We start from the raw sequence: 18,157 nt of genomic DNA on the forward strand, positions 1-18,157 counted from the left end.
TTGGGCCGACCCGAGAGGTGTAACTTCAGGGGGGTACTGGGCGAGTGACCCACAACGCGACCCTTGACGCTGGCTTGTAGACTCTAGACAATCGGGGGGTGAAGGCTTTCAAACCCCATCTCCAAGGGCTGCCCAGCTACCCCTACAAAAAGGTAGATGCTTCGGTCAAGCTTGACCAAAACGAGAGCCCCTACGACCTACCTGCTGAACTCAAGCAAAGGGTTCTACAGCGTTTGCAGCACCTTGATTTTAATCGCTACCCCGCGCTTCACGCCGAGGATGTACGCGAAAAACTCTCGGCGTATCTGGGATGGCCTATGGAGGGCCTGGTGGTCTCGCCGGGTTCCAACCTGCTCATTCAGGCCCTGGTACAGGCGGCGGGGCGGGTGCTGGATACGGCACCTTCCTTTCCTCACTACGCTTTTTCCGCTAAAATTTCGGCCACCCCTTACCAGGCCATCGCGCTGGGTGAGGGATTTGCACTACCGATGGAGGCGCTGCTCGAGGCCCAGCAAAAAACCCCTGCTGTACTCTTTCTGCCCAACCCCCACGCCCCCACCGCGCAGCTCTTCGCCGAGCGCGATATCCGCCGCCTGGCCGATAGAGCCGCGCAAACCGGCGGGCTGCTGGTTATCGATGAGGCCTACCACCAGTTTTCGGGCACCGACTACGCCTGGCTGGCCAGCGCCAACCCCCATGTGGCCATTCTGCGTACTTTCTCCAAGGCCTGGGGTCTTGGGGGCATTCGGGCGGGCTACCTGATGGCCTCGCCCGAGGTTTGCAACGTTGTGCAGAACTTTGTGCCCCCCTTTGGCCTGCCCGCCCACACCGGCCAGATTCTCCTCTCGGTTTTGGAGTCGCCCGGCTATGTGCAGGGTATTGTGCAGACCTTGCTGGCCGAGCGCGAGCAATTATTTCAAGCCCTGCACTCACACCCGACCTGGAAGGTCTACCCGAGCCAGACCAACTTTTTGCTGATCCGTACCCCCGATGCCGCCGCCGCTTACAGTGCACTGCTGGAGCAAGGGATCCTGGTGCGGCGGCAAGACCATTACCTGGGCCTGGAAGGTTGTATCCGGGTCTCGGTAGGTACGCCACAGGAAAACCGGCGCTTTTTGCAGGCTGCGTTCTCCCTCGCCGAGGTGCCCCATGCGTAGTGCGACCATCGAACGCAACACCGCTGAAACCCAGATTAAGCTAAGCCTGAGCCTCGACGGAGTTTCTCAGGCAAGCATTTCAACCGGACTGGGTTTTCTCGATCACATGCTGCTGGCCTTCCAGCGGCATGGGCGTTTTGGGCTGGTGGTAGAAGCCAGAGGTGACCTGGCCGTAGACGTGCACCACCTGGTAGAGGATGTAGGTATTGTGCTGGGCATGGCTTTCAAGCAGGCGGTGGGGGAGGGTAGGGGAATCGAGCGCTACGGCGAGGCCAGCGTACCCATGGACGAGACCCTGGTGCAGGTGGTGCTGGACTTTTCCGGGCGCAGCTACCTGGCCTTTGCGCCCGAGGAACTTGGCATTGAAGGGACGGCGGGGGGCCTGAATGCCTACCACCTGCGCGAGTTTCTGCGGGGGCTGTGCAACCATGCGGGGCTCACCCTGCACGTGCGCGTACTGGCGGGCCGGGAAGCCCATCACGTGCTCGAGGCCGCCTTTAAGGCCCTTGCCCGGGCCTTGTACCAGGCCACTCGCCTGACCCGCACCGACCTGCCCAGCACCAAGGAAGTTTTATAGGATACCCGCGCAAGACGCACCGACGTTATGAAAACACTCCTGATTGACTACGGCTCAGGTAACCTGCACAGTGCGGCCAAAGCGCTGCAAGCCACAGGCTACCAGGTTACCGTGTCGGCTGACCCCAGCACGATAGACCGGCACGACCTGCTGGTGCTGCCAGGGCAGGGCCATTTCGGCCAGGTGATGCGTTCGTTCAAGGCTTCCGGGTTTGAGGAAGGGGTACGGCAGCATATTGAGGCAGGAAAGCCCTTCCTGGGGATTTGCGTGGGCATGCAAATCCTCTTTGAAGGCTCGGAGGAAGCGCCAGGAACGCCGGGGCTGGGCCTGGTGCCGGGGTGGCTGGCCCGCTTCAAGGCCGCGCGGGTGCCGCAGATGGGGTGGAATACGGTGGAGTATAGCGCCCACTTTAAGCACCTTTCGGGCCGCTATTTCTATTTTGTGCACTCCTATTTTGCTCCTTTGGTGGAAGGGAGCGTGGGTATCACCGACTACAGTGGAACCCGCTTTACTGCGCTTTATGCGCGCAATAACGTGGTAGCCACCCAGTTCCACCCCGAGAAAAGCGGAGCGGTGGGACTGGCTTTGCTGGAGGTTACCCGGCTGTACTTCGCCGCCAGACAGTAGCCTGTAGAGCGGGCAGATTGGTTGTGCTCACCCTGCTTTTTGCCCGACTGTTACCTGGCCTGTAAAAGATCTTTTTCGGTGATCAGGCGACCCTGCCCTCCAACGGCGGTGGCTGCCAGAGAGCCCGCCAGGTTACCCAAACGGGCGGCCACAAAGGGGTCTTTGCCTTGCAGGATGGCATGGGCGAAGGTGGCCGTAAAGGCATCCCCCGAGCCGGTGGTGTCTACCACTTCTTCTAGGGGGTAAGGCTCAATTAGTTCTTGCCGGGTGGGGGTAATCACGATGGAGCCCATCGCTCCGACCTTAACGACCACCGTCTCGAGGCCCCAGCCCTTGAGCTCGTTAACCCCATCGCTAATCGAAGCGGTGCCGGTCAGGGCCAGCAACTCCACCTGGTTCATCAGCAGGTACGGAACACCCCGCAGAATGTCCAGCAGCTCCTTGCCGGCGGCCCGCACTGCGCCGGTGCCGAGGTCAACAAAAATGGGCAGTTCGCGTTTGCGGGCTGCGTCCAGGGCGTTGATGGCGTACTGCTTTTGCGGCCCGCCCACAAAGGCATAAGCGGAGAAAACAACGGCGTCAACCTGGTCGAGCATCCTGGCCTTGAACTCGGCTGCATCGAGGTAGCGGCTGGCGCCCCCCGCTGAAATCATGGAGCGTTCGCCCCCAGGAATTAGCAAGATCAGGATCGAAGAGGTGGTTTGCTCGAGATCTACTTGTAGATATTTGAGGTCAACGTTTACTTTCTCAAGCTCCGACAAAGCCACGCTACGGAAGGGATCGTTCCCTACCCGGCTGGCCAGATATACCTTGTTGCCCAGACTGGCCAGGTGAGCGGCCAGGGTGCCTCCTGCGCCTCCAGGCTTCATTAAGGCTCGCTGCGCCGGAACCTCCTCGCCAGGCTCTGGGATTCGCTCGAGAAAATAAATTAGGTCAACTGATACGTCTCCTACGACAAAGAACCGCATTCCGGCCTCCCAGCCACCGTTTCCCGCTTGCAGGGCTTACTGTTACTATAGTCTAGCGGTATAGCCAACTGATGTGGAGTAGCCTATCCCACCCATATGAGAAATCGCTAACAAGGCTATAGCTTAGCTGATTTTAACGAGCAAATGTTCAAATTGCTGCAAGCTCAGGGCCTCACCCCGAACCTTGGGGGAAAGATTAAGGATCTGCAGAGCTTTGGAAACCTTTTCAGGGTCGTAGCCCCCCGCTTTGAGGGCATTGAGTAAGGTTTTGCGTCGCTGGGCAAACGCCGCTTCGATCAGGCGGAACAGCGCGGGGTGGTCGGGCTTGGTGTTGGGGTTCAAGCAAACTACCGAACTCGTGACCCTGGGTGGAGGAAAAAAAGCACCGGGGGGTAAGTCCACGATGCGCCGAGCTTGCGCGTGGTACTGCACCCGCAAACTCAGGAGACCATATTCGGGCGTACCAGGTAGAGCGGTCATGCGCACGGCTACCTCTTTTTGAACTAGAACCACCATGCGGCGGAACCGGCTCGAGCGCAACAGCAGGGTGATGAGGGGGGTGGCAATGTTGTAAGGCAGGTTGCCCGCAAAAAGGCTTTGGGAGGGGACACTGGCCCAGTCAAAAGCAAGGGCGTCCTCCCAGACAATTTGCACCGGCAGTCCGGCCAGGGTCTCGGTATAGACGGCCTCGAGCCGACGATCCATCTCGATAGCGACCACTTTTGCCCCCGCCTCGGCCAGCGCCCGGGTCAGGGTTCCCAGTCCAGGCCCCACCTCGTACACGGTTTCGCCAGGAGTAAAGCCTGCGGCTTCAACTATTTTTGTCAGGTAACCCTTCTCCACCAGAAAATTCTGCCCAAAACGTTTATCCGCCCGCAGGCCGTAGCGCTCCAGCAGATCCCGGACGACTTTAGGTGAAGTGAGGTTCATGGGCGTTGGGATAACCCAAACGTTTTTCTGTGCTGGCAGGCTTTTCGCTCTAGTCCCTTTATTGAAGGGTTGCGCCCACCGGCGGGATTTCTACTATTTCCCAGTCGAGCTTGTCTTCATCGAGAATCAGTTCCAGGTACTGATCCTTATCCAGAGCATCAATCAAGGCCAGTTTGTCCTTGATCAGGATGCCGTTTTTCATCACGGTGTGCCCGTACACGCCGAAGCGGTATCCCATGCGCTCGACGTAGTCGGCGTTGTGAAGCCACCACTCCTTTGCTTCGCGTCCGTTGTAGAACATTTCATCGTAGGTTTGTAGCCACGGCACCGGCCCTACATGGGCAAAATTTACGCCGTACAGATTGACCTGGGCCGGGAAGGTTTGAAACCATTTCTTCAAATCCTCGGGAAACTCGACCCCCCCTAACTCGGGATGAAACTCCTTGTGCTCGAGCTGAGCATTTCCCAGAACCATCTCGCCAGTGATGGCGGCGTGGTCGTGGTTGCCCATCAGAATGGTGATGTGCTCGGGGGCGGCCTCCTGAAAGCGTTTGATGCGCACCAGCTCGCGGATTTGCGCCCTGGCCGCCATGCGCAGGTGGTCGGGGTTGTTGGGGTCGTAGTCCTCGAGGCCGGTCAGGCGGCGGTAGTCGGCCAGCAGCTTGGGGTGCACCAAATCGCCCATCAGCACCACCCGGTAGGTGCCGCGCCGGAGGGGGTCAGAGGGCAGCCAATCCTCGCCTACCGCGTACGAGTTCTTCAGGGCCCGCCACAGCTTGGGAAAGTCGGCGTGAAGGTCTCCAATGGCAATAACCTTAATCACGGGTGTCCTTTGCTCACGAAGCCTGCCCTTTTAGCAAAGCGCGTAGCTCGCCGTAAAGTTTACGGGTTTCGTCCGGGTGTTTGCCATATCCTCCATATTTCATCACAATCTGGGCGGCTTGCTTGCCCAAACCCGCCTCCTTCAGGCGTTCAATCAAGCGGTCAATCAGTTCCTGGGGTTCGGGTTTGGCCTCGGGGGGGGCAGGGGTGTTTTCTGGTCGGGCTATAGGGGGCGATGCAACCTCAGCGTCCCGGCTTCTATGCACAGCGGCCTCTAGGTGCGCCTGGGGAGGGTTGAATTTCCCGGTCTCGGGGTCGTGGTCAACCCACTGCTTCTGGCGGTACAGGTGCCGCCCCACGCCAAATTTTATCGCGGTTCGCAGAAGGGCATCGGCAAAAGCGGCCTTGAAGCTTTCACCTTCCCCCACGTCTTCTTTGGAAATATCCATCACGGTGAGCCTGCATTTCACCGCATAATGGCCTGCTGCATCGGTTGGAACGTGAAGCACCTCATAGGTGTCTTGCCAGCCGTGGATACCGACCACCTCATCCAGCCGATCCAGCACCGCCCGGGCATCCGCATATGGCGCCACCAGAGCCCGCCTTTTATCTTTGGATAGAGCCTCCACCTGCCACTCAAGTTCCTCTGGTGGGAAGGGCTCGCTCAACATATCCCAGACATCGTTCATCGGGCTTCATTCTAGCAGCCCATCCATCTGAGTTCTGGCTGAGTTCTGGCTGAAGGTGAAAGGCCCATTAACTTCCCTCACATGCGAGCTTAGATATCCAGAGGCTATTGTGGGGGCTATGAAGTGGTTTGTTGTCATGCTTGTGTTGGGTTCGGTGGCCTATGCCCAGATTCACGTTACCCTCGAGGCCCCACCTCCCCCTACCCTGGTGGTCAGCGCCGATGTTCGCATCGCGCTGGTTCCAGGCATTGTGGTGGTGGAGCGGGTTCCCGAACCCCAGGGGATTCTGGTGGTGTACCGCAGCAGCCGGGTAGCCGAGGTGTATGCCTACCACCACCGCGACCTGGTGGCCCGGGGCTGGACAAGGGTCAAATACCAGACCAGCGACGGCCGCTATAAGTCGGAGTACCGCCGGGGCCGGGCCAAAGCCAAGCTAGAGGTGCGTGACCGCCGGGGGCGTATTGAGGTGCGGGTCAAGGAAGGCTAGACACCAGAAGCGCTCCCGGCTACACTAACAAACGCTTGGGGCCGTGGCGCAGTTGGGAGCGCGCTTGAATCGCACTCAAGAGGTCGGGGGTTCGAATCCCCTCGGCTCCACCAGGTCCAGGACGATAAAAATCCGAGGGTTGGTTGCCTCGGATTTTCGTTTTTTTAGCGCACCTGGAATCAAGCCTGGCCACTTGAATTGTGGTGCCAAATAAGGCCTATCAAGAAGAAGATAGGGAACGATAACCTTACCAGTTGTTTGTCAAAGACGTTCTCATGCCAAAAAAAAATCGTCATTCCAAGGAGGCGTAGCCCACGAAGAATCTGATAACCCTATGGGCAGGAGAAAGGTATTCATACCGGATTCAATAAAGATAATCATCCAAACCAAAGACCCCCAGAGGCTATCTTTTTGAATCCTAGAGCACACCCCTCCCGAACGGTCGGCGAAAAAAGCGTCTCCCTTCCAAAGGGGCTTACGCCCTCCGCTACGCGGATAACTTCCAAGGGGCGGTATCGCCCTCCGCTACGCGGATAACTTCCAAGGGGCGGTATCGCCCTCCGCTACGCGGATAACTTCGGCCCTGTTAGTTCGCCGCCATACGGCGCCGAACTAACCGAATCTGGTATCAGAGTGCACAAGATTCCTTGCTGTGCTCGGAATGACCATCTCGGGGCTGCAATTTATGCGTGAAATGCAGAGGCGCAAGCTATCGGTTAACCCATCCAAATCCTCCAGAGCGCACCCCCCAGCCCAAACAAGCCTAGCAGGGGGAGGGGAGGAAATTTTCGTAGCAAAAGGCCCAGGGCCAGCAGTGTGAACAACCACTCTGCCCATCCCACCAGGGTTTCGTGTCCCAGCAGCCACAGCGCCCAGCCAATTAGTCCCAAGGCCGCTCCAGAGGCGCCGGTTAGAAAGGCTTCGGCCAGGGGATGACCCTGTAGGCGCTGCAGGATGCCGGCTACCAGGAAGGTAAACACAAACGAGGGCAAGAAAATGCCAAGGGTTGAAAGAAGTGCGCCCGGTATGCCCGCTGCCAGGTAGCCAGCGGCTGTGGCTGTGGTGAGCAGGGGGCCTGGCGTAATTTGCCCCAGGGCCAGCGCGTTCAGAAGTTCGCTCGAGGTGAGCCAACCTCGGGTTACCATGTCCTGCATCAGGCCCATCAGCACATACCCCGAGCCAAAAAGGGTCGAACCCTCCAGCAAGAAGAACCAGAATAGACCGATAGGTTCCACGCTCAACGCGGGAACCCGACTCAACATCCATATCAAACCCAGCAGTAGTACCACCCCCCACTCCACCAGACCCAACGCGGCCAGCGCCAGGCCCGCCAGCGCTAGCATCCAGGTCGGGGGTTTTTTTGGGGTTTCGGGAGTAAGTCCCACAGGGCCTGGGCAATCAGGGCGATCACGCCTAGCTTGAGCCCCAGAAAAGCGCCCTGTATCAACGGGAGCGAGGCAACCTCCTGGTATAGCGCTACCAGCAAGAGGGTGACCAGTGCGGCAGGCACAATAAACCCCAAACCAGCCAACAACAAACCCCAGAGTCCACCCCTGGCATGGCCCCAAAGCATCGCCGTTTCGGTGGAGTTGGGGCCCGGAATCAGGTTGACGGCAGCTAACATTTTCCTGTACTCCTCTTTACTTACCCATTTACCTTCACCCACCAGCAGCCGCTGAAAGATTGCAAAATGGGCGGCAGGGCCTCCAAAGGCAGTAAGCCCCAGCCAGGTAAAGGTTTTGAGAATGGCCCCGTGCACCTCCTGAGTGTACAGGCCCAGGTGATTCTGAGTCTTGACCGGTGGCGTGCTTATCGGTATTGTTGCAACGTATCGAAAGGAGGTCTCATGAGGTTAATAAAAGCAGTTGGGCTTATTGCGGCATTGAGTCTGGGCGGTGTCCTGGCCCAGGATCGCACCCAGACCCTGATTTACGGTGGGGACTGGTCGGATCTGATTACCATGGATCCACAGGTTTCCTACGAGTTTTCCGGGGGGCTGGTCACCGACAACCTGTACGAAACCCTGGTCAAGTACGAGGGGGCCGACCTCTCGACCCTGAAACCAGGTCTGGCCGAGAGCTGGAAGGTGGATCGGGGGCGGGATACCTGGGACATCACCTTCCGCTTGCGCCGGGGCAGCAAGTTTTCCAGCGGCAACGAGGTGACGGCCAAGGACGTGGTCTATACCTTTGAACGGGCCCTGGCCATCAAGGGGCCGGGTTCTTTCCTCTTTACCGAAATTGCCCAGCTGAAGCCGGGGGCCACCAAGGCCGTGGATAACTATACGGTGGTGGTCAGCATTCCCAAAACCGCCTCGCCGGGCTCCTTCCTTTCGATTTTGACCTTCAACATCGGCGGTATCGTGGACTCCGAGACGGTGCAGAAAAACGCCAAAGGCAACGACTTTGGCAAGGAATGGCTCACCAACAACTCGGCGGGCTCGGGTCCCTTCCGGCTGGTGCGTTGGGACCGGGGGTCGCAGGTGCTGTTGGAAGCCAACCCCAACGCCCGCGTCAAGCCCAAGCTGCAACGGGTCATTCTGCGTGAGATCAAGGAGCCTGCGGTGTTGCGCACGGCCCTCGAGTCCGGCGAGATTGATATTGCCGAGGGGCTGACCCCCGAGGCTTTGCGGGCGCTGTCCAACAACCCGCGCTTCCGTACCCTCAAGGCCGACAGCCTGCGCCTGAACTACCTGGGCATGAATGTAAAGGAAGGTAGCCCCTTTGCCAATAAACTGGTACGGGATGCCGTGCGCTACAGCATCAACCAGGACGAGTTGGTGAACGGGCTTGTGCAGGGGAACGGCACCAAAATCCAGACCTTGATTCCCAAGGGCCTGCTGGGCTACGACCCCCGCACTCCTTATACTTTTGACCCGGCAAGGGCCAGGCGCTTACTGGCTCAGGCGGGGTATCCCAATGGCCTCGAGTTCGAACTCCTGGTCAGTACAGGTATCTGCGGGGGCGGCATCCCCTGTGCGGACATCGCCGCCAAGATTCAGTCCGACCTGGCCAAAGGCGGCTTCAAAGCCAACGTGAAGGCCATCGCCAACGCCGAGGTGCTGCGCACCTACCGTGCCCAGAACCACCAGATGGTGCTGGTCGGCTGGAGCCCCGACTTCCCCGACCCCGACGGCAACGCCACCCCCTGGGCCGACTTCAACGCCCGCAGTCTGGCCTGGCGCAACGTCTGGAACGATCCCACCGCCATCCGGCTGGCCAACCAGGCCGCGCTGGAAACCGAGCCGGCCAAGCGGGTCGCGCTTTATCGCCTCCTGACCGATTACGTGCTCAAAAACGGCCCCTACGCGGTGCTCTATCAGCCCTCGGTACCGCTGGGTCTCTCGGTCAAGGTCGAAGGGTACGTGCGCAACGCCCAGGGCCAGGTGCGCTTCGAGAACATCAGCAAACAACCTTGAACAAGCCAGGGTTCAGGGCTCAGGGTACCGCTCAATAAGGCCCTGGGCTCTGAACCCTAAGCCCTGACTATGTTTTCTTACTTTATCCGCCGCTTGTTTTTTGTGGTTTTTGTGGCCTGGGGGGTCACATTTACAACCTTCTTTATCGCCAATGTGGTGCCGATTGATCCGGCCATTGCGGCTCTGGGCGACAACGCCCGTGAAGAACAAATCCGGGAATTCCGTGAACGCTACGGTTTAGACAAACCCATCTGGCAGCAGTACCTGATCTACATGGGCCGCTTACTTTCAGGTGACCTGGGCAATTCCCTCCGCACCGGGCGGGCTGTACTCGAGGATTTGAAGGAGTTTTTCCCGGCGACCCTCGAGCTCTCGGTGGCCGCCTTTCTTGTCACCTTGCTTTTAGGGGTGCCTGCCGGTATTCTGGCTGCTCTTCGGCAAAATAAGGCTTCCGATGTCACGGTGCGGATCCTGGCCTTGATCGGCGGCGCAACGCCGGTATTTTTTCTGGCGGTGTTGCTCCAGTTTGTGCTGGCCCGACAGCTTGACCTTCTGCCGGTACAGGGGCGGCTGGATGGGTTTACTTTTCCACCACCCAGGGTGACCGGCATCATGGGTATAGATGCCTTGCTGGCCCGTGACTGGCCTGCATTTTTGGACTCGCTGCGGCACCTGGTGCTGCCGGCTTTTGTGCTGGGGATGTTCTCTGCGGCCATTCTGGCCCGCATGACCCGTGCGACCATGCTCGAGGTTCTCTCGCAAGACTATATCCGTACCGCACGGGCCAAAGGGGTGCCGGGGCGTGCGGTGGTGTTTCGCCATGCCCTCAAAAATGCTGCCTTGCCCGTTCTGACTTTGCTGGGGGGCTTGCTGGGTGGCCTGCTCTCCGGGGCGGTGCTGACCGAGACCATCTTTAGCTGGCCCGGCATTGGGCGCTATGTCACTCAGTCCGCAACCAGCCTGGACTTTCCAGCGGTGATGGGGGTTACGCTGCTGGTGGGGCTGGTGTACGCTCTCATCAACCTGGTGGTGGACTTGCTCTATGCCTTCCTAGACCCCAGAATCCGCTATGCCTGACCAAGACGAGAAATCATGGCTGCTGTAGTTTCTACCAACCGTCCTGCTCGGCCACTCCGGCGTTTCTTGCGCAACCCGGGGGGTCTGATTGGGCTATTTTTGCTGGTGCTGCTGGTTCTGGTAGCCCTGCTGGCTCCCCTCATTGCCCCCGATCCCATTAGCCAGAACATTGCCCAGCGCCTTCAGCCCCCCTCGGTAGAACACTGGCTCGGTACCGACCAGCTAGGCCGCGATGTATGGGCCAGGGTGGCGCACGGGGCAGGCATTTCTCTTCGCGTTGGGTTTGGCGTGGTGATATTGGCGGTTCTGCTGGGGGTTTTGGTCGGCTTGTTGGCCGGCACGCTGGGTGGTGCCTGGGACAACCTGCTGATGCGCCTGACCGACATCTTTTTTGCCTTTCCCTCGCTGATTCTGGCAATGGCCATTGCGGCAGCCCTGGGGCCCAACCTCAACAACACCATCGTCGCGGTAGCGCTGGTGAGCTGGCCCATCTATGCCCGGCTGGTGCGGGCCAACGTGCTGGCCCTGCGCGAGCGCGAGTTTGTGGAGGCGGCCCGTGCGCTAGGGGCTCCACAGAGTCGCCTGATGCTGCGCCACCTGTTGCCCAATACCCTAACGCCTGTGTTTGTGCAGGCCAGCTTCGATGTGGGTGGGGCTATCCTGACCGCCGCCGGCCTCTCGTTCATTGGCTTTGGAGCCCAGCCCCCCACCCCGGAATGGGGGGCCATGGTCTCCGAGACCCGCAGCTACATTGCCGAGGCCATCTGGGCGCCTACTGCGCCTGCTATCGGCATCCTGCTGACCGTGCTGGCCTTCAACCTGCTAGGCGATGCCTTGCGGGATGTGCTCGATCCGCGAGGCAGGGACTGAGCCCAGGGGCAAGACCCGTTTCTTCAAACCTGGGGTGTCGAGTATGTCGAAGATTGAGATCGCAGATTTGAAAATAAAGCCCGCTTCGCTCGAGGAGGTTGAGGTCGCCTGCGATATCCTGCAGGAGGCCGCCCGATGGCTCATGGCACGGGGCGAGACGCTCTGGCACCTCGATGAGCTAACCCCCGAACACTTTCGCCCGGTGGCCCAACAAGGCGAACTCTTCCTGGCTTACTTGAATTTGCGGGCGGTCGGGACGTTTACTTACCAACTCTCGGATCCGCTATTCTGGCCTCGAATTCCTGCCGGTACCTCGGCTTTTCTTCACAAGGTAGCGGTTCGGCGCGAGGTGGCTGGACAGGGCGTGGCTATAGCGATGGTGGCCTGGGCGAAGGAACAGGCCAGGGCTGCTGGGCTTTCTTACCTGCGTCTCGATACCGACTTCAACCGCCCCAAGCTACGCAGCTTTTACGAGCGCTTGGGTTTTACTTGCGTTGGAGCAAAGCAGCTGACCCGTTTGGGATACCCCTTGCATGTTGCGTTATACGAGTTGAAACTTTGACGGCTCATGCCAAATCCACATTAACCCCTGGCCTTCTCCAGGAGGGAGAAGGTGGCGACACCCCGACCGCGCTATTTACAAACAGCGATAGGAACACGCTTGACTGCACCTGGGTGTCGCTGGATGAGGGCGCTTGGGAAGACCCTTAAGGCTTACTGTCCAAGTGAAGTTGGTATCAACTACAAGCCCCCACAGCCCACCGGGGCTGAGGGATTCCGAGTCATGCGCCACTCACCGGAACGCAGTTGTCCGGCCTCGTAGTAGATGTGGCGTGGGCTGCTCAGGTCTTCGGGGTCGCCGAGCGAGGCCAGGGCTACCTCTAAGGCCATGCACTGCTCGAGGCTGGCGCCAACCGTGTAGAGCTGCCCCTTCTGTGGCATCTCGGCCAGGGCAAAGCCATCACTCAGGCTGACCCACTGATGCAGCTTAACCAGCACCGCACAACCATGGGCTCCCTGTGCCTTTACGTTCATCACCTGACCGGTGGCGGTGTACGTGCGGTAGGGGCTTTGAATGTCTGTGCTAGCAGGCTGTGGGTTGTTATGGCTTCGCATCCACAGACTTCCCCCCATCGCCAGGACGGCCAGGGCGGCAACCCCCCCTGCGATTCTCCACGGTCTAATCCAAACCACCTTCTTACCATTAGGCCCAATTGGGTTTGGGATGGGTGTGAGGGCTGGCTAAAGGGGGGCTTTAGTTAACGGGGTTGGGTTGGAACGCAAGTGTAGAAGACCGGTGGATGACTGCGCTTTGCCCCGAGGGACTCAGGGCCCGACAGCAACCCATGGCCCCTGCACTTCGGCCCTCCTGCTCAGTAAGAGGGTTGGTACTCCCCCCACTCCTCGCGCAGAACGCCACAGATTTCGCCCAGGGTGGCGTGGCGACGGAAACCGTCCAGGATGTAGGGCATCAGATTATCCCGACCCCTTGCCGCCTGGCGCAGGGCCTCCAGAGCATTACCTGCCGACTGCCCATCCCGTTTGGCCCGGAAAGCCTGAATCTGGGCTCTGCGGCGGCTGCCCAGTTCGTCGCCGATCTTTTGCACCGGGGTGTGTTCGTTGAGGGGAGACTCGGGGTTGTTGAACCGGTTGATGCCCACAATCACCCGCTTGCCGTTCTCGACCTGGCGCTGGAACTCCCAGGCCGACTCTTCGATCTCCTGCTGGAAAAAACCCGCCTCCACTGCCGCAACGGCACCCCCCAGCTTGGCAATCTGATCCAGATAATCCTGGGCCTCTGCCTCGAGCTGATCGGTCAGGTGCTCCACGTAGAAGCTGCCCCCCAGCGGGTCTACGGCGTGGGTCACGCCGGACTCGTAGGCTAGGATTTGCTGGGTGCGCAAGGCCAGCAAAGCGCTTTTCTCGGTGGGCAGCCCCAGCGCTTCGTCGTAGGCGTTGGTGTGCAGGCTCTGGGTTCCACCCAACACCGCCGCCAGGGCCTGGTAGGCGGTGCGCACCACGTTGTTGAGAGGTTCTTGCGCAGTGAGGGTGGAGCCGCCGGTCTGGGTGTGAAAGCGCAGCATCCAGCTTTTGGGGTCTTTGGCGTTGAACTCGTGGCGCATGATGCGGGCCCACATGCGCCGAGCAGCGCGAAACTTGGCGGCTTCCTCGAGGATGTCGTTGTGGGAGGCAAAGAAGAAAGAAAGCCGGGGTGCAAAAGCATCCACATCCAGCCCTGCCTCGATGGCCGCACGTACATAAGCCATGCCGTTGGCCAGGGTGAAGGCAATTTCCTGGGCGGCGGTGGACCCCGCCTCGCGGATGTGATACCCCGAGATACTGATGGTATTCCAGCGAGGCACTTTTTCGCCGCAGAAGGCAAAAACATCGGTAATGAGGCGCATGGAAGGGCCCGGGGGATAGATGTAGGTGCCGCGGGCAATATATTCCTTCAGGATATCGTTCTGGATGGTGCCGCCCACTTTGTCCCAGGTTACGCCCTGCTCTTCGGCAACCAGCAGGTAAAGCGCCAGCAGCATGTTGGCCGGGGCATTGATGGTCATGCTGGTGGTCACCTTGTCTAGCGGAATGCCGTCGAGCAGGGTTCGCATGTCCTCGATGGAAGCAATCGAAACCCCTACTTTACCCACCTCCCCCACGCTTAGGGGGTGGTCGGGATCCATGCCGAGCTGGGTGGGCAGGTCAAAGGCCACCGAGAGACCGGTCTGGCCTTGCGAAAGCAGGTAGCGGTAGCGGGCGTTGGACTCCTCGGCGCTGCTGAAGCCGGCGTACTGCCGCATGGTCCAGGGGCGCTCGGTGTACATCCTGGGGTAGACCCCCCGCGTGAAGGGATACTCCCCAGGGCGGCCCAGCCGCTCCTGGTATCCCTCGGGCAGTGATTCAAACAGGTATTCTACTGTGGCTTGCATAAGCCCTCCTTGTCTTGATGGCGTGCCTCGAGCCCATAGGAACCCAGAACCAGGTTCTGGGATGGGTGGTTTTGCAAGGCGGTGTAACGCTCATTGCCGGATGGTTTAGAAAACCAGGTACAAAAGCAGCAGCACCAGTGCGGCGGCGCCGAAGATCAACAACAGCGGGGGGAGCAAGATCGAGTAAGCAGCCATCACCAGGGCCACAAAATCCTTCCAGTCGGGCTTGAGTTCGCCTTGCTTTGCTTCTTGGTTTTTGGACTCTTGCATACTTTGATTGTAACGCTTTGCAAAGATGCATTCAGCCCCCACTATTACCAGATTCGATTAGTTCGGCGCCATCCGTCGCCGAACTAACCCGACCGAAGTTATCCGCGTAGCGGAGGGCGATACCGCCCCTTGGAAGGGAGTGCTCTAGGATTCAAAAAGATAGCCTCTGGGGGATCTTTGGTTTGGATGATTAACTTTTTGAATCCGGTATATCCCGCTTTTCGAGGTGGCCGGATAGGGCATTTCGTACCTGAACGTGTAGCCAGAGCGGCCCTTCACCTGGTTGACCAAAGCCTGACACACGTCCCAGCTTGCCCGTATACTAAAGCCAGCTTGTAGTAGTCTGAGCCAGTCTGGCTTAAAAACCCTGGAGGATTTAGCGTGAATGCCCGTGCAATTGTGGTGACTTCGGGAAAAGGTGGGGTAGGGAAGACCACCACTACAGCCAATGTGGGAGCGGCATTAGCCAGGTTGGGCGAGAAGATAGTGGTAGTGGACGTGGACGTGGGTCTGCGCAACCTGGATGTGGTAATGGGGTTGGAAGGCCGGGTCGTTTACGACCTGATTGACGTGATCGAGGGGCGCTGCAAGCTGCGCCAGGCCCTGATCCGCGACAAGCGCGTCGAGGGGCTGGCCTTGCTTGCGGCCTCGCAGACCAAGGACAAGGAATCTCTCGACCCTGAGAAGTTCCGCCAGATTGTGCGGGCCTTGCTGGAAGAGGAGGGCTTCGATCGGGTCCTCATCGACTCGCCAGCTGGCATCGAGAAGGGCTTCCAGACGGCGGCCACGCCTGCGGAAGGGGCCCTGGTGGTGGTGAACCCGGAAGTCTCGAGCGTGCGCGACGCCGACCGCATTATTGGGATGCTGGAAGCCCGCGAAATCCGCGAGAACTTCCTGGTGATCAACCGCTTGCGCCCCAAGATGGTGCAGCGCGGCGACATGCTCTCGGTAGAAGATGTGGTGGAAATCCTGGGCATCAAGCCCATCGGGATTGTGCCCGAAGACGAGAGCGTTTTGGTTTCGTCCAACCAGGGCGAGCCGCTGGTACTCAAGAACGGTACGGCCGCGGGTAAGGCCTTTTTAGAGATAGCCCAGCGGGTGCGGGGCGAGGACGTACCTTTTGCACCCCTGAACGATTCACCGGGCTTTCTGGGCACGCTGCGCCGCCTGTTTGGGGGTAGATGATGGGCTGGTGGCCTTTTGGTGCGAAAAGCAGCAAGGATACCCTGAAAGACCGGCTCAAGGTGGTGCTGGCCTACGACCGGGCCCACCTGAGCCCGGGCATGGTGGAACAGCTCAAGCAGGACCTGTTGGCGGTGCTGAAGCGCTACTTCCCCGATGAAGAAAACCTTTCCATCCATGTCGAAACCATCGACGACAAAATGAAGCTCCAGGCCGATGTGCCCATTCCGAAGTAAGGTTTAGCTGAAAGCCAAAAGCCAGAAGCTGAAGGTGTTCTCTAAAAAGGTTTTACGGTACAGGGATCGTCTGAATCCGACTCCTGACTCTCAGTAGCGGGGTTGAGTCTTTGAAGCTTTTAGCCTTCGGCTATTTGCTAAACTTGAAAACTGGCGGCAACCGGGTGCGAGACCTATTTGTTGCTTTTGAGCTCGACCTCGAGCGCCTCGAAGTTTTGTTCCTGACGTAGCTCCACCTCACCTTGCTTTTTAGCTTCCAGGAGTGCTGCAAAAGCCACGGTTTGTTCGCCCCAGGTGCGAAAAGGCAAACCGGCAAACAAAGCCCGACGAACACCCCACAAAAAGCCCTTGATGCGTTCCCAGGCTTCGCGCAGGCCAAAGGTCTCGCGCTCGAGCTGAAGTTCGGCCCGCCGGGCGAAGGGCTCTACCGCCCGGACCAGCATTTGCAGCGGCATGGGCCGCAGGCGACGGTCTTTGGGTAAAGGAGAGGGAGGTACTGCCAGGACACGGGCCCGTTCCCGCGAGCGCTGCTCGAGGAAGGCGATGGCTTCTTCCAGAGCCAACAGGGTCTCCAAGAAAGCCGGGGCGCTTTCCTCCTGCAGTTCTTCGTCCTCGGCCAAAACAACCTGTGGACGTTTGGCAAAAGCTCTTAGCTTGAAGAGTAGAAGCTCGGCCAGAAGGGGTAGTAGTTCACTTCGCTCGGAAAGCCCCAGGGCCTGCACCTGGGCTAAGGCCTGGTCGGTCAGGGCCAGCACGGGCAGGTCTTTGGCGGCAATTTTGCCCTTGCGTACCTGCTCGGAAAGCTCTCTGGGCGTTCCTCTAAAGCCATCGAAGGTGAGCGTGATCACGGTCGTTAATTATTTGGCGAGGACCTTTCCCTGTTGCCGGAGTCCTGTCCCATGGCCCCTGGCCCTGAGCAGGCCAAACTTTTCCCGTACCTCTTCCATGGTGGCCTGGGCGATGCGGCGGGCTTTGGCGGCACCGTCCTCGAGGGCGTCCAGCACCCGATCGGGGTTGGCTCGAAGCTCGGCGGCCTGTTCGCGGATGGGCCGCAGGGTTTTCATCATCTCCTGCATCAAAAGCTGTTTGACCACCAGCGTACCGATGCCCCGGCGGCGGTACTCCTCTTTGAGTACCTCCACCAGCTCGGGCGGAGCGAAATACTGCAAGAACTTGAACACCACGCTTCTCTCGGGGTCGCCGGGGTCGGAGAGGCGGATGCGCGCCGGGTCGTCGGGCATGGTGCGAATCTTAGCCCAGATGCTTTCCTCGTCCTCGAGTATCCCGATGGTGTTGCCCACACTTTTGGACATTTTGGCTTTGCCATCTATGCCGGGCACGCGGGGTGCGTTGGGGTTCAGGTAAATGTTGGGTTCGGGGAAGGTTTCCCCGTATTCCTGGTTCCAGCGCCGGGCAATTTCGCGGGTGAGTTCCAGGTGCTGGGTTTGGTCGTCGCCAACCGGCACGGTGTCGGCTTTGTAGATCAGAATGTCGGCGGCCATCAGCACCGGGTACATGAGCAGCCCTGCGGGAACCGACTCGAGCTTGGCGGCTTTGTCCTTAAACTGGGTCATGCGGGTCAGGTCGCCATAGGGGGTTTGGGTGGTGAAAATCCAGGCCAGCTCGGTGTGCTCAGGCACGTGCGACTGCACGAATAGAATGACCTTGTTGGGATCGAGACCCGCTGCCATGTTCACCAGGGCCGCATCGAAGGTACGCCGGGCCAGCAGGTCTTTGTCGTAGGCCGCGGGGTTGGTGGGGGCGTGGTAGTCCACAATGCAGTAGATGGCGTTCTGCCCCAGCTTTTCTCCCAGGGCGATGTAGTTGACCATAGCGCCCAGGTAGTTGCCGATGTGTAAGTCGCCAGTGGGCTGAAAGCCGGAAAAAACGCGCTTCATAGCAGTTCAGAATAACAGG

At 59.4% G+C, this 18,157-nt stretch carries 21 protein-coding genes and 1 tRNA gene; 11 read left to right on the forward strand and 11 right to left on the reverse strand.

Annotated elements, in window-relative coordinates; translation table 11 throughout:
• Positions 1-98: 98 nt before the first annotated feature.
• The 3 genes from Q0X23_RS11255 to hisH are packed head-to-tail and all read left to right on the forward strand — an operon-like array spanning position 99 to position 2,361.
• Positions 99-1,157, forward strand: a complete 1,059-nt coding sequence (locus tag Q0X23_RS11255; RefSeq protein WP_297860378.1) for a histidinol-phosphate transaminase — start codon at positions 99-101, stop codon at positions 1,155-1,157.
• Entirely contained in the window at positions 1,150-1,734 is a 585-nt protein-coding gene (hisB, locus tag Q0X23_RS11260; RefSeq protein WP_297860379.1) for an imidazoleglycerol-phosphate dehydratase HisB, read from the forward strand. Before Q0X23_RS11255 ends, hisB begins: the two co-directional genes overlap by 8 nt.
• Before the next feature lie 27 nt (positions 1,735-1,761).
• On the forward strand, positions 1,762-2,361 hold the full coding sequence (gene hisH / locus Q0X23_RS11265) for an imidazole glycerol phosphate synthase subunit HisH (protein ID WP_297860380.1): 600 nt from the start codon (positions 1,762-1,764) through the stop codon (positions 2,359-2,361).
• A gap of 50 nt (positions 2,362-2,411) precedes the next feature.
• Here hisH and Q0X23_RS11270 read toward each other — a convergent pair whose 3' ends face one another.
• The 4 genes from Q0X23_RS11270 to Q0X23_RS11285 form a co-directional block, all read right to left on the reverse strand.
• Positions 2,412-3,329 (reverse strand): carbohydrate kinase family protein, encoded by a 918-nt coding sequence (locus Q0X23_RS11270; protein ID WP_297860381.1) that lies wholly within the window; start codon positions 3,327-3,329, stop codon positions 2,412-2,414.
• A 123-nt stretch (positions 3,330-3,452) separates the two neighbouring features.
• The gene (rsmA, locus tag Q0X23_RS11275; RefSeq protein ID WP_297860382.1) at positions 3,453-4,259 is read right to left on the reverse strand and encodes a 16S rRNA (adenine(1518)-N(6)/adenine(1519)-N(6))-dimethyltransferase RsmA; all 807 of its coding nucleotides are present in this window, start codon (positions 4,257-4,259) and stop codon (positions 3,453-3,455) included.
• 58 nt (positions 4,260-4,317) lie between these two features.
• Positions 4,318-5,079, reverse strand: coding sequence for a metallophosphoesterase (locus tag Q0X23_RS11280; protein WP_297861213.1), 762 nt, complete (start codon positions 5,077-5,079; stop codon positions 4,318-4,320).
• A gap of 16 nt (positions 5,080-5,095) precedes the next feature.
• The gene (locus Q0X23_RS11285; protein WP_297860383.1) at positions 5,096-5,770 is read right to left on the reverse strand and encodes a Rad52/Rad22 family DNA repair protein; all 675 of its coding nucleotides are present in this window, start codon (positions 5,768-5,770) and stop codon (positions 5,096-5,098) included.
• 118 nt (positions 5,771-5,888) lie between these two features.
• Here Q0X23_RS11285 and Q0X23_RS11290 point away from each other — a divergent pair, with 118 nt between their 5' ends.
• Together Q0X23_RS11290 and Q0X23_RS11295 are read left to right on the forward strand one after the other, a co-directional pair.
• The gene (locus Q0X23_RS11290) at positions 5,889-6,257 is read left to right on the forward strand and encodes a hypothetical protein (RefSeq protein WP_297860384.1); all 369 of its coding nucleotides are present in this window, start codon (positions 5,889-5,891) and stop codon (positions 6,255-6,257) included.
• Positions 6,258-6,294: 37 nt separating this feature from the next.
• Positions 6,295-6,370 (forward strand) — tRNA-Ala (locus Q0X23_RS11295).
• 603 nt (positions 6,371-6,973) lie between these two features.
• Here the strand turns inward: Q0X23_RS11295 and Q0X23_RS11300 are convergent.
• The gene (locus Q0X23_RS11300; RefSeq protein WP_297860385.1) at positions 6,974-7,600 is read right to left on the reverse strand and encodes a chromate transporter; all 627 of its coding nucleotides are present in this window, start codon (positions 7,598-7,600) and stop codon (positions 6,974-6,976) included.
• Positions 7,594-8,016, reverse strand: a complete 423-nt coding sequence (locus tag Q0X23_RS11305; protein WP_297860386.1) for a chromate transporter — start codon at positions 8,014-8,016, stop codon at positions 7,594-7,596. Before Q0X23_RS11305 ends, Q0X23_RS11300 begins: the two co-directional genes overlap by 7 nt.
• An 87-nt stretch (positions 8,017-8,103) precedes the next feature.
• On the opposite strand from Q0X23_RS11305, the gene Q0X23_RS11310 reads away from it, so the two are divergent.
• From Q0X23_RS11310 to Q0X23_RS11325, 4 genes are all read left to right on the forward strand, one after another.
• Positions 8,104-9,675, forward strand: a complete 1,572-nt coding sequence (locus tag Q0X23_RS11310; protein ID WP_297860387.1) for an ABC transporter substrate-binding protein — start codon at positions 8,104-8,106, stop codon at positions 9,673-9,675.
• 69 nt (positions 9,676-9,744) lie between these two features.
• Entirely contained in the window at positions 9,745-10,752 is a 1,008-nt protein-coding gene (locus tag Q0X23_RS11315) for an ABC transporter permease (protein ID WP_297860388.1), read from the forward strand.
• Positions 10,753-10,767: 15 nt separating this feature from the next.
• Positions 10,768-11,622: a nickel transporter permease gene (gene nikC / locus Q0X23_RS11320; RefSeq protein ID WP_297860389.1), complete on the forward strand. Its 855-nt coding sequence runs from the start codon at positions 10,768-10,770 to the stop codon at positions 11,620-11,622.
• A 43-nt stretch (positions 11,623-11,665) separates the two neighbouring features.
• Positions 11,666-12,184, forward strand: a complete 519-nt coding sequence (locus tag Q0X23_RS11325; RefSeq protein ID WP_297860390.1) for a GNAT family N-acetyltransferase — start codon at positions 11,666-11,668, stop codon at positions 12,182-12,184.
• A gap of 179 nt (positions 12,185-12,363) precedes the next feature.
• Here Q0X23_RS11325 and Q0X23_RS11330 read toward each other — a convergent pair whose 3' ends face one another.
• The 3 genes from Q0X23_RS11330 to Q0X23_RS11340 form a co-directional block, all read right to left on the reverse strand.
• Positions 12,364-12,738 (reverse strand): hypothetical protein, encoded by a 375-nt coding sequence (locus Q0X23_RS11330; RefSeq protein ID WP_297860391.1) that lies wholly within the window; start codon positions 12,736-12,738, stop codon positions 12,364-12,366.
• A gap of 257 nt (positions 12,739-12,995) precedes the next feature.
• Entirely contained in the window at positions 12,996-14,552 is a 1,557-nt protein-coding gene (locus Q0X23_RS11335; protein ID WP_297860392.1) for a methylmalonyl-CoA mutase, read from the reverse strand.
• A 105-nt stretch (positions 14,553-14,657) separates the two neighbouring features.
• On the reverse strand, positions 14,658-14,822 hold the full coding sequence (locus Q0X23_RS11340) for a hypothetical protein (RefSeq protein ID WP_297860393.1): 165 nt from the start codon (positions 14,820-14,822) through the stop codon (positions 14,658-14,660).
• Positions 14,823-15,203: 381 nt separating this feature from the next.
• On the opposite strand from Q0X23_RS11340, the gene minD reads away from it, so the two are divergent.
• Entirely contained in the window at positions 15,204-16,007 is an 804-nt protein-coding gene (gene minD, locus Q0X23_RS11345; RefSeq protein WP_297860394.1) for a septum site-determining protein MinD, read from the forward strand.
• Entirely contained in the window at positions 16,004-16,240 is a 237-nt protein-coding gene (gene minE, locus Q0X23_RS11350) for a cell division topological specificity factor MinE (RefSeq protein WP_119340876.1), read from the forward strand. The genes minD and minE overlap by 4 nt, the downstream gene beginning before the upstream one ends.
• Positions 16,241-16,413: 173 nt before the next feature.
• Here minE and Q0X23_RS11355 read toward each other — a convergent pair whose 3' ends face one another.
• Both Q0X23_RS11355 and trpS read right to left on the reverse strand, forming a co-directional pair.
• Complete coding sequence (locus Q0X23_RS11355; protein WP_297860395.1) at positions 16,414-17,088, reverse strand: chromosome segregation protein ScpA; 675 nt, start codon at positions 17,086-17,088, stop codon at positions 16,414-16,416.
• Positions 17,089-17,097: 9 nt separating this feature from the next.
• Complete coding sequence (gene trpS / locus Q0X23_RS11360; RefSeq protein WP_297860396.1) at positions 17,098-18,138, reverse strand: tryptophan--tRNA ligase; 1,041 nt, start codon at positions 18,136-18,138, stop codon at positions 17,098-17,100.
• Positions 18,139-18,157: the final 19 nt, after the last annotated feature.

Origin of the sequence: Meiothermus sp., assembly GCF_026004115.1 — a bacterium.
In the GTDB taxonomy this organism is placed as follows: Bacteria; Deinococcota; Deinococci; order Deinococcales; family Thermaceae; genus Meiothermus.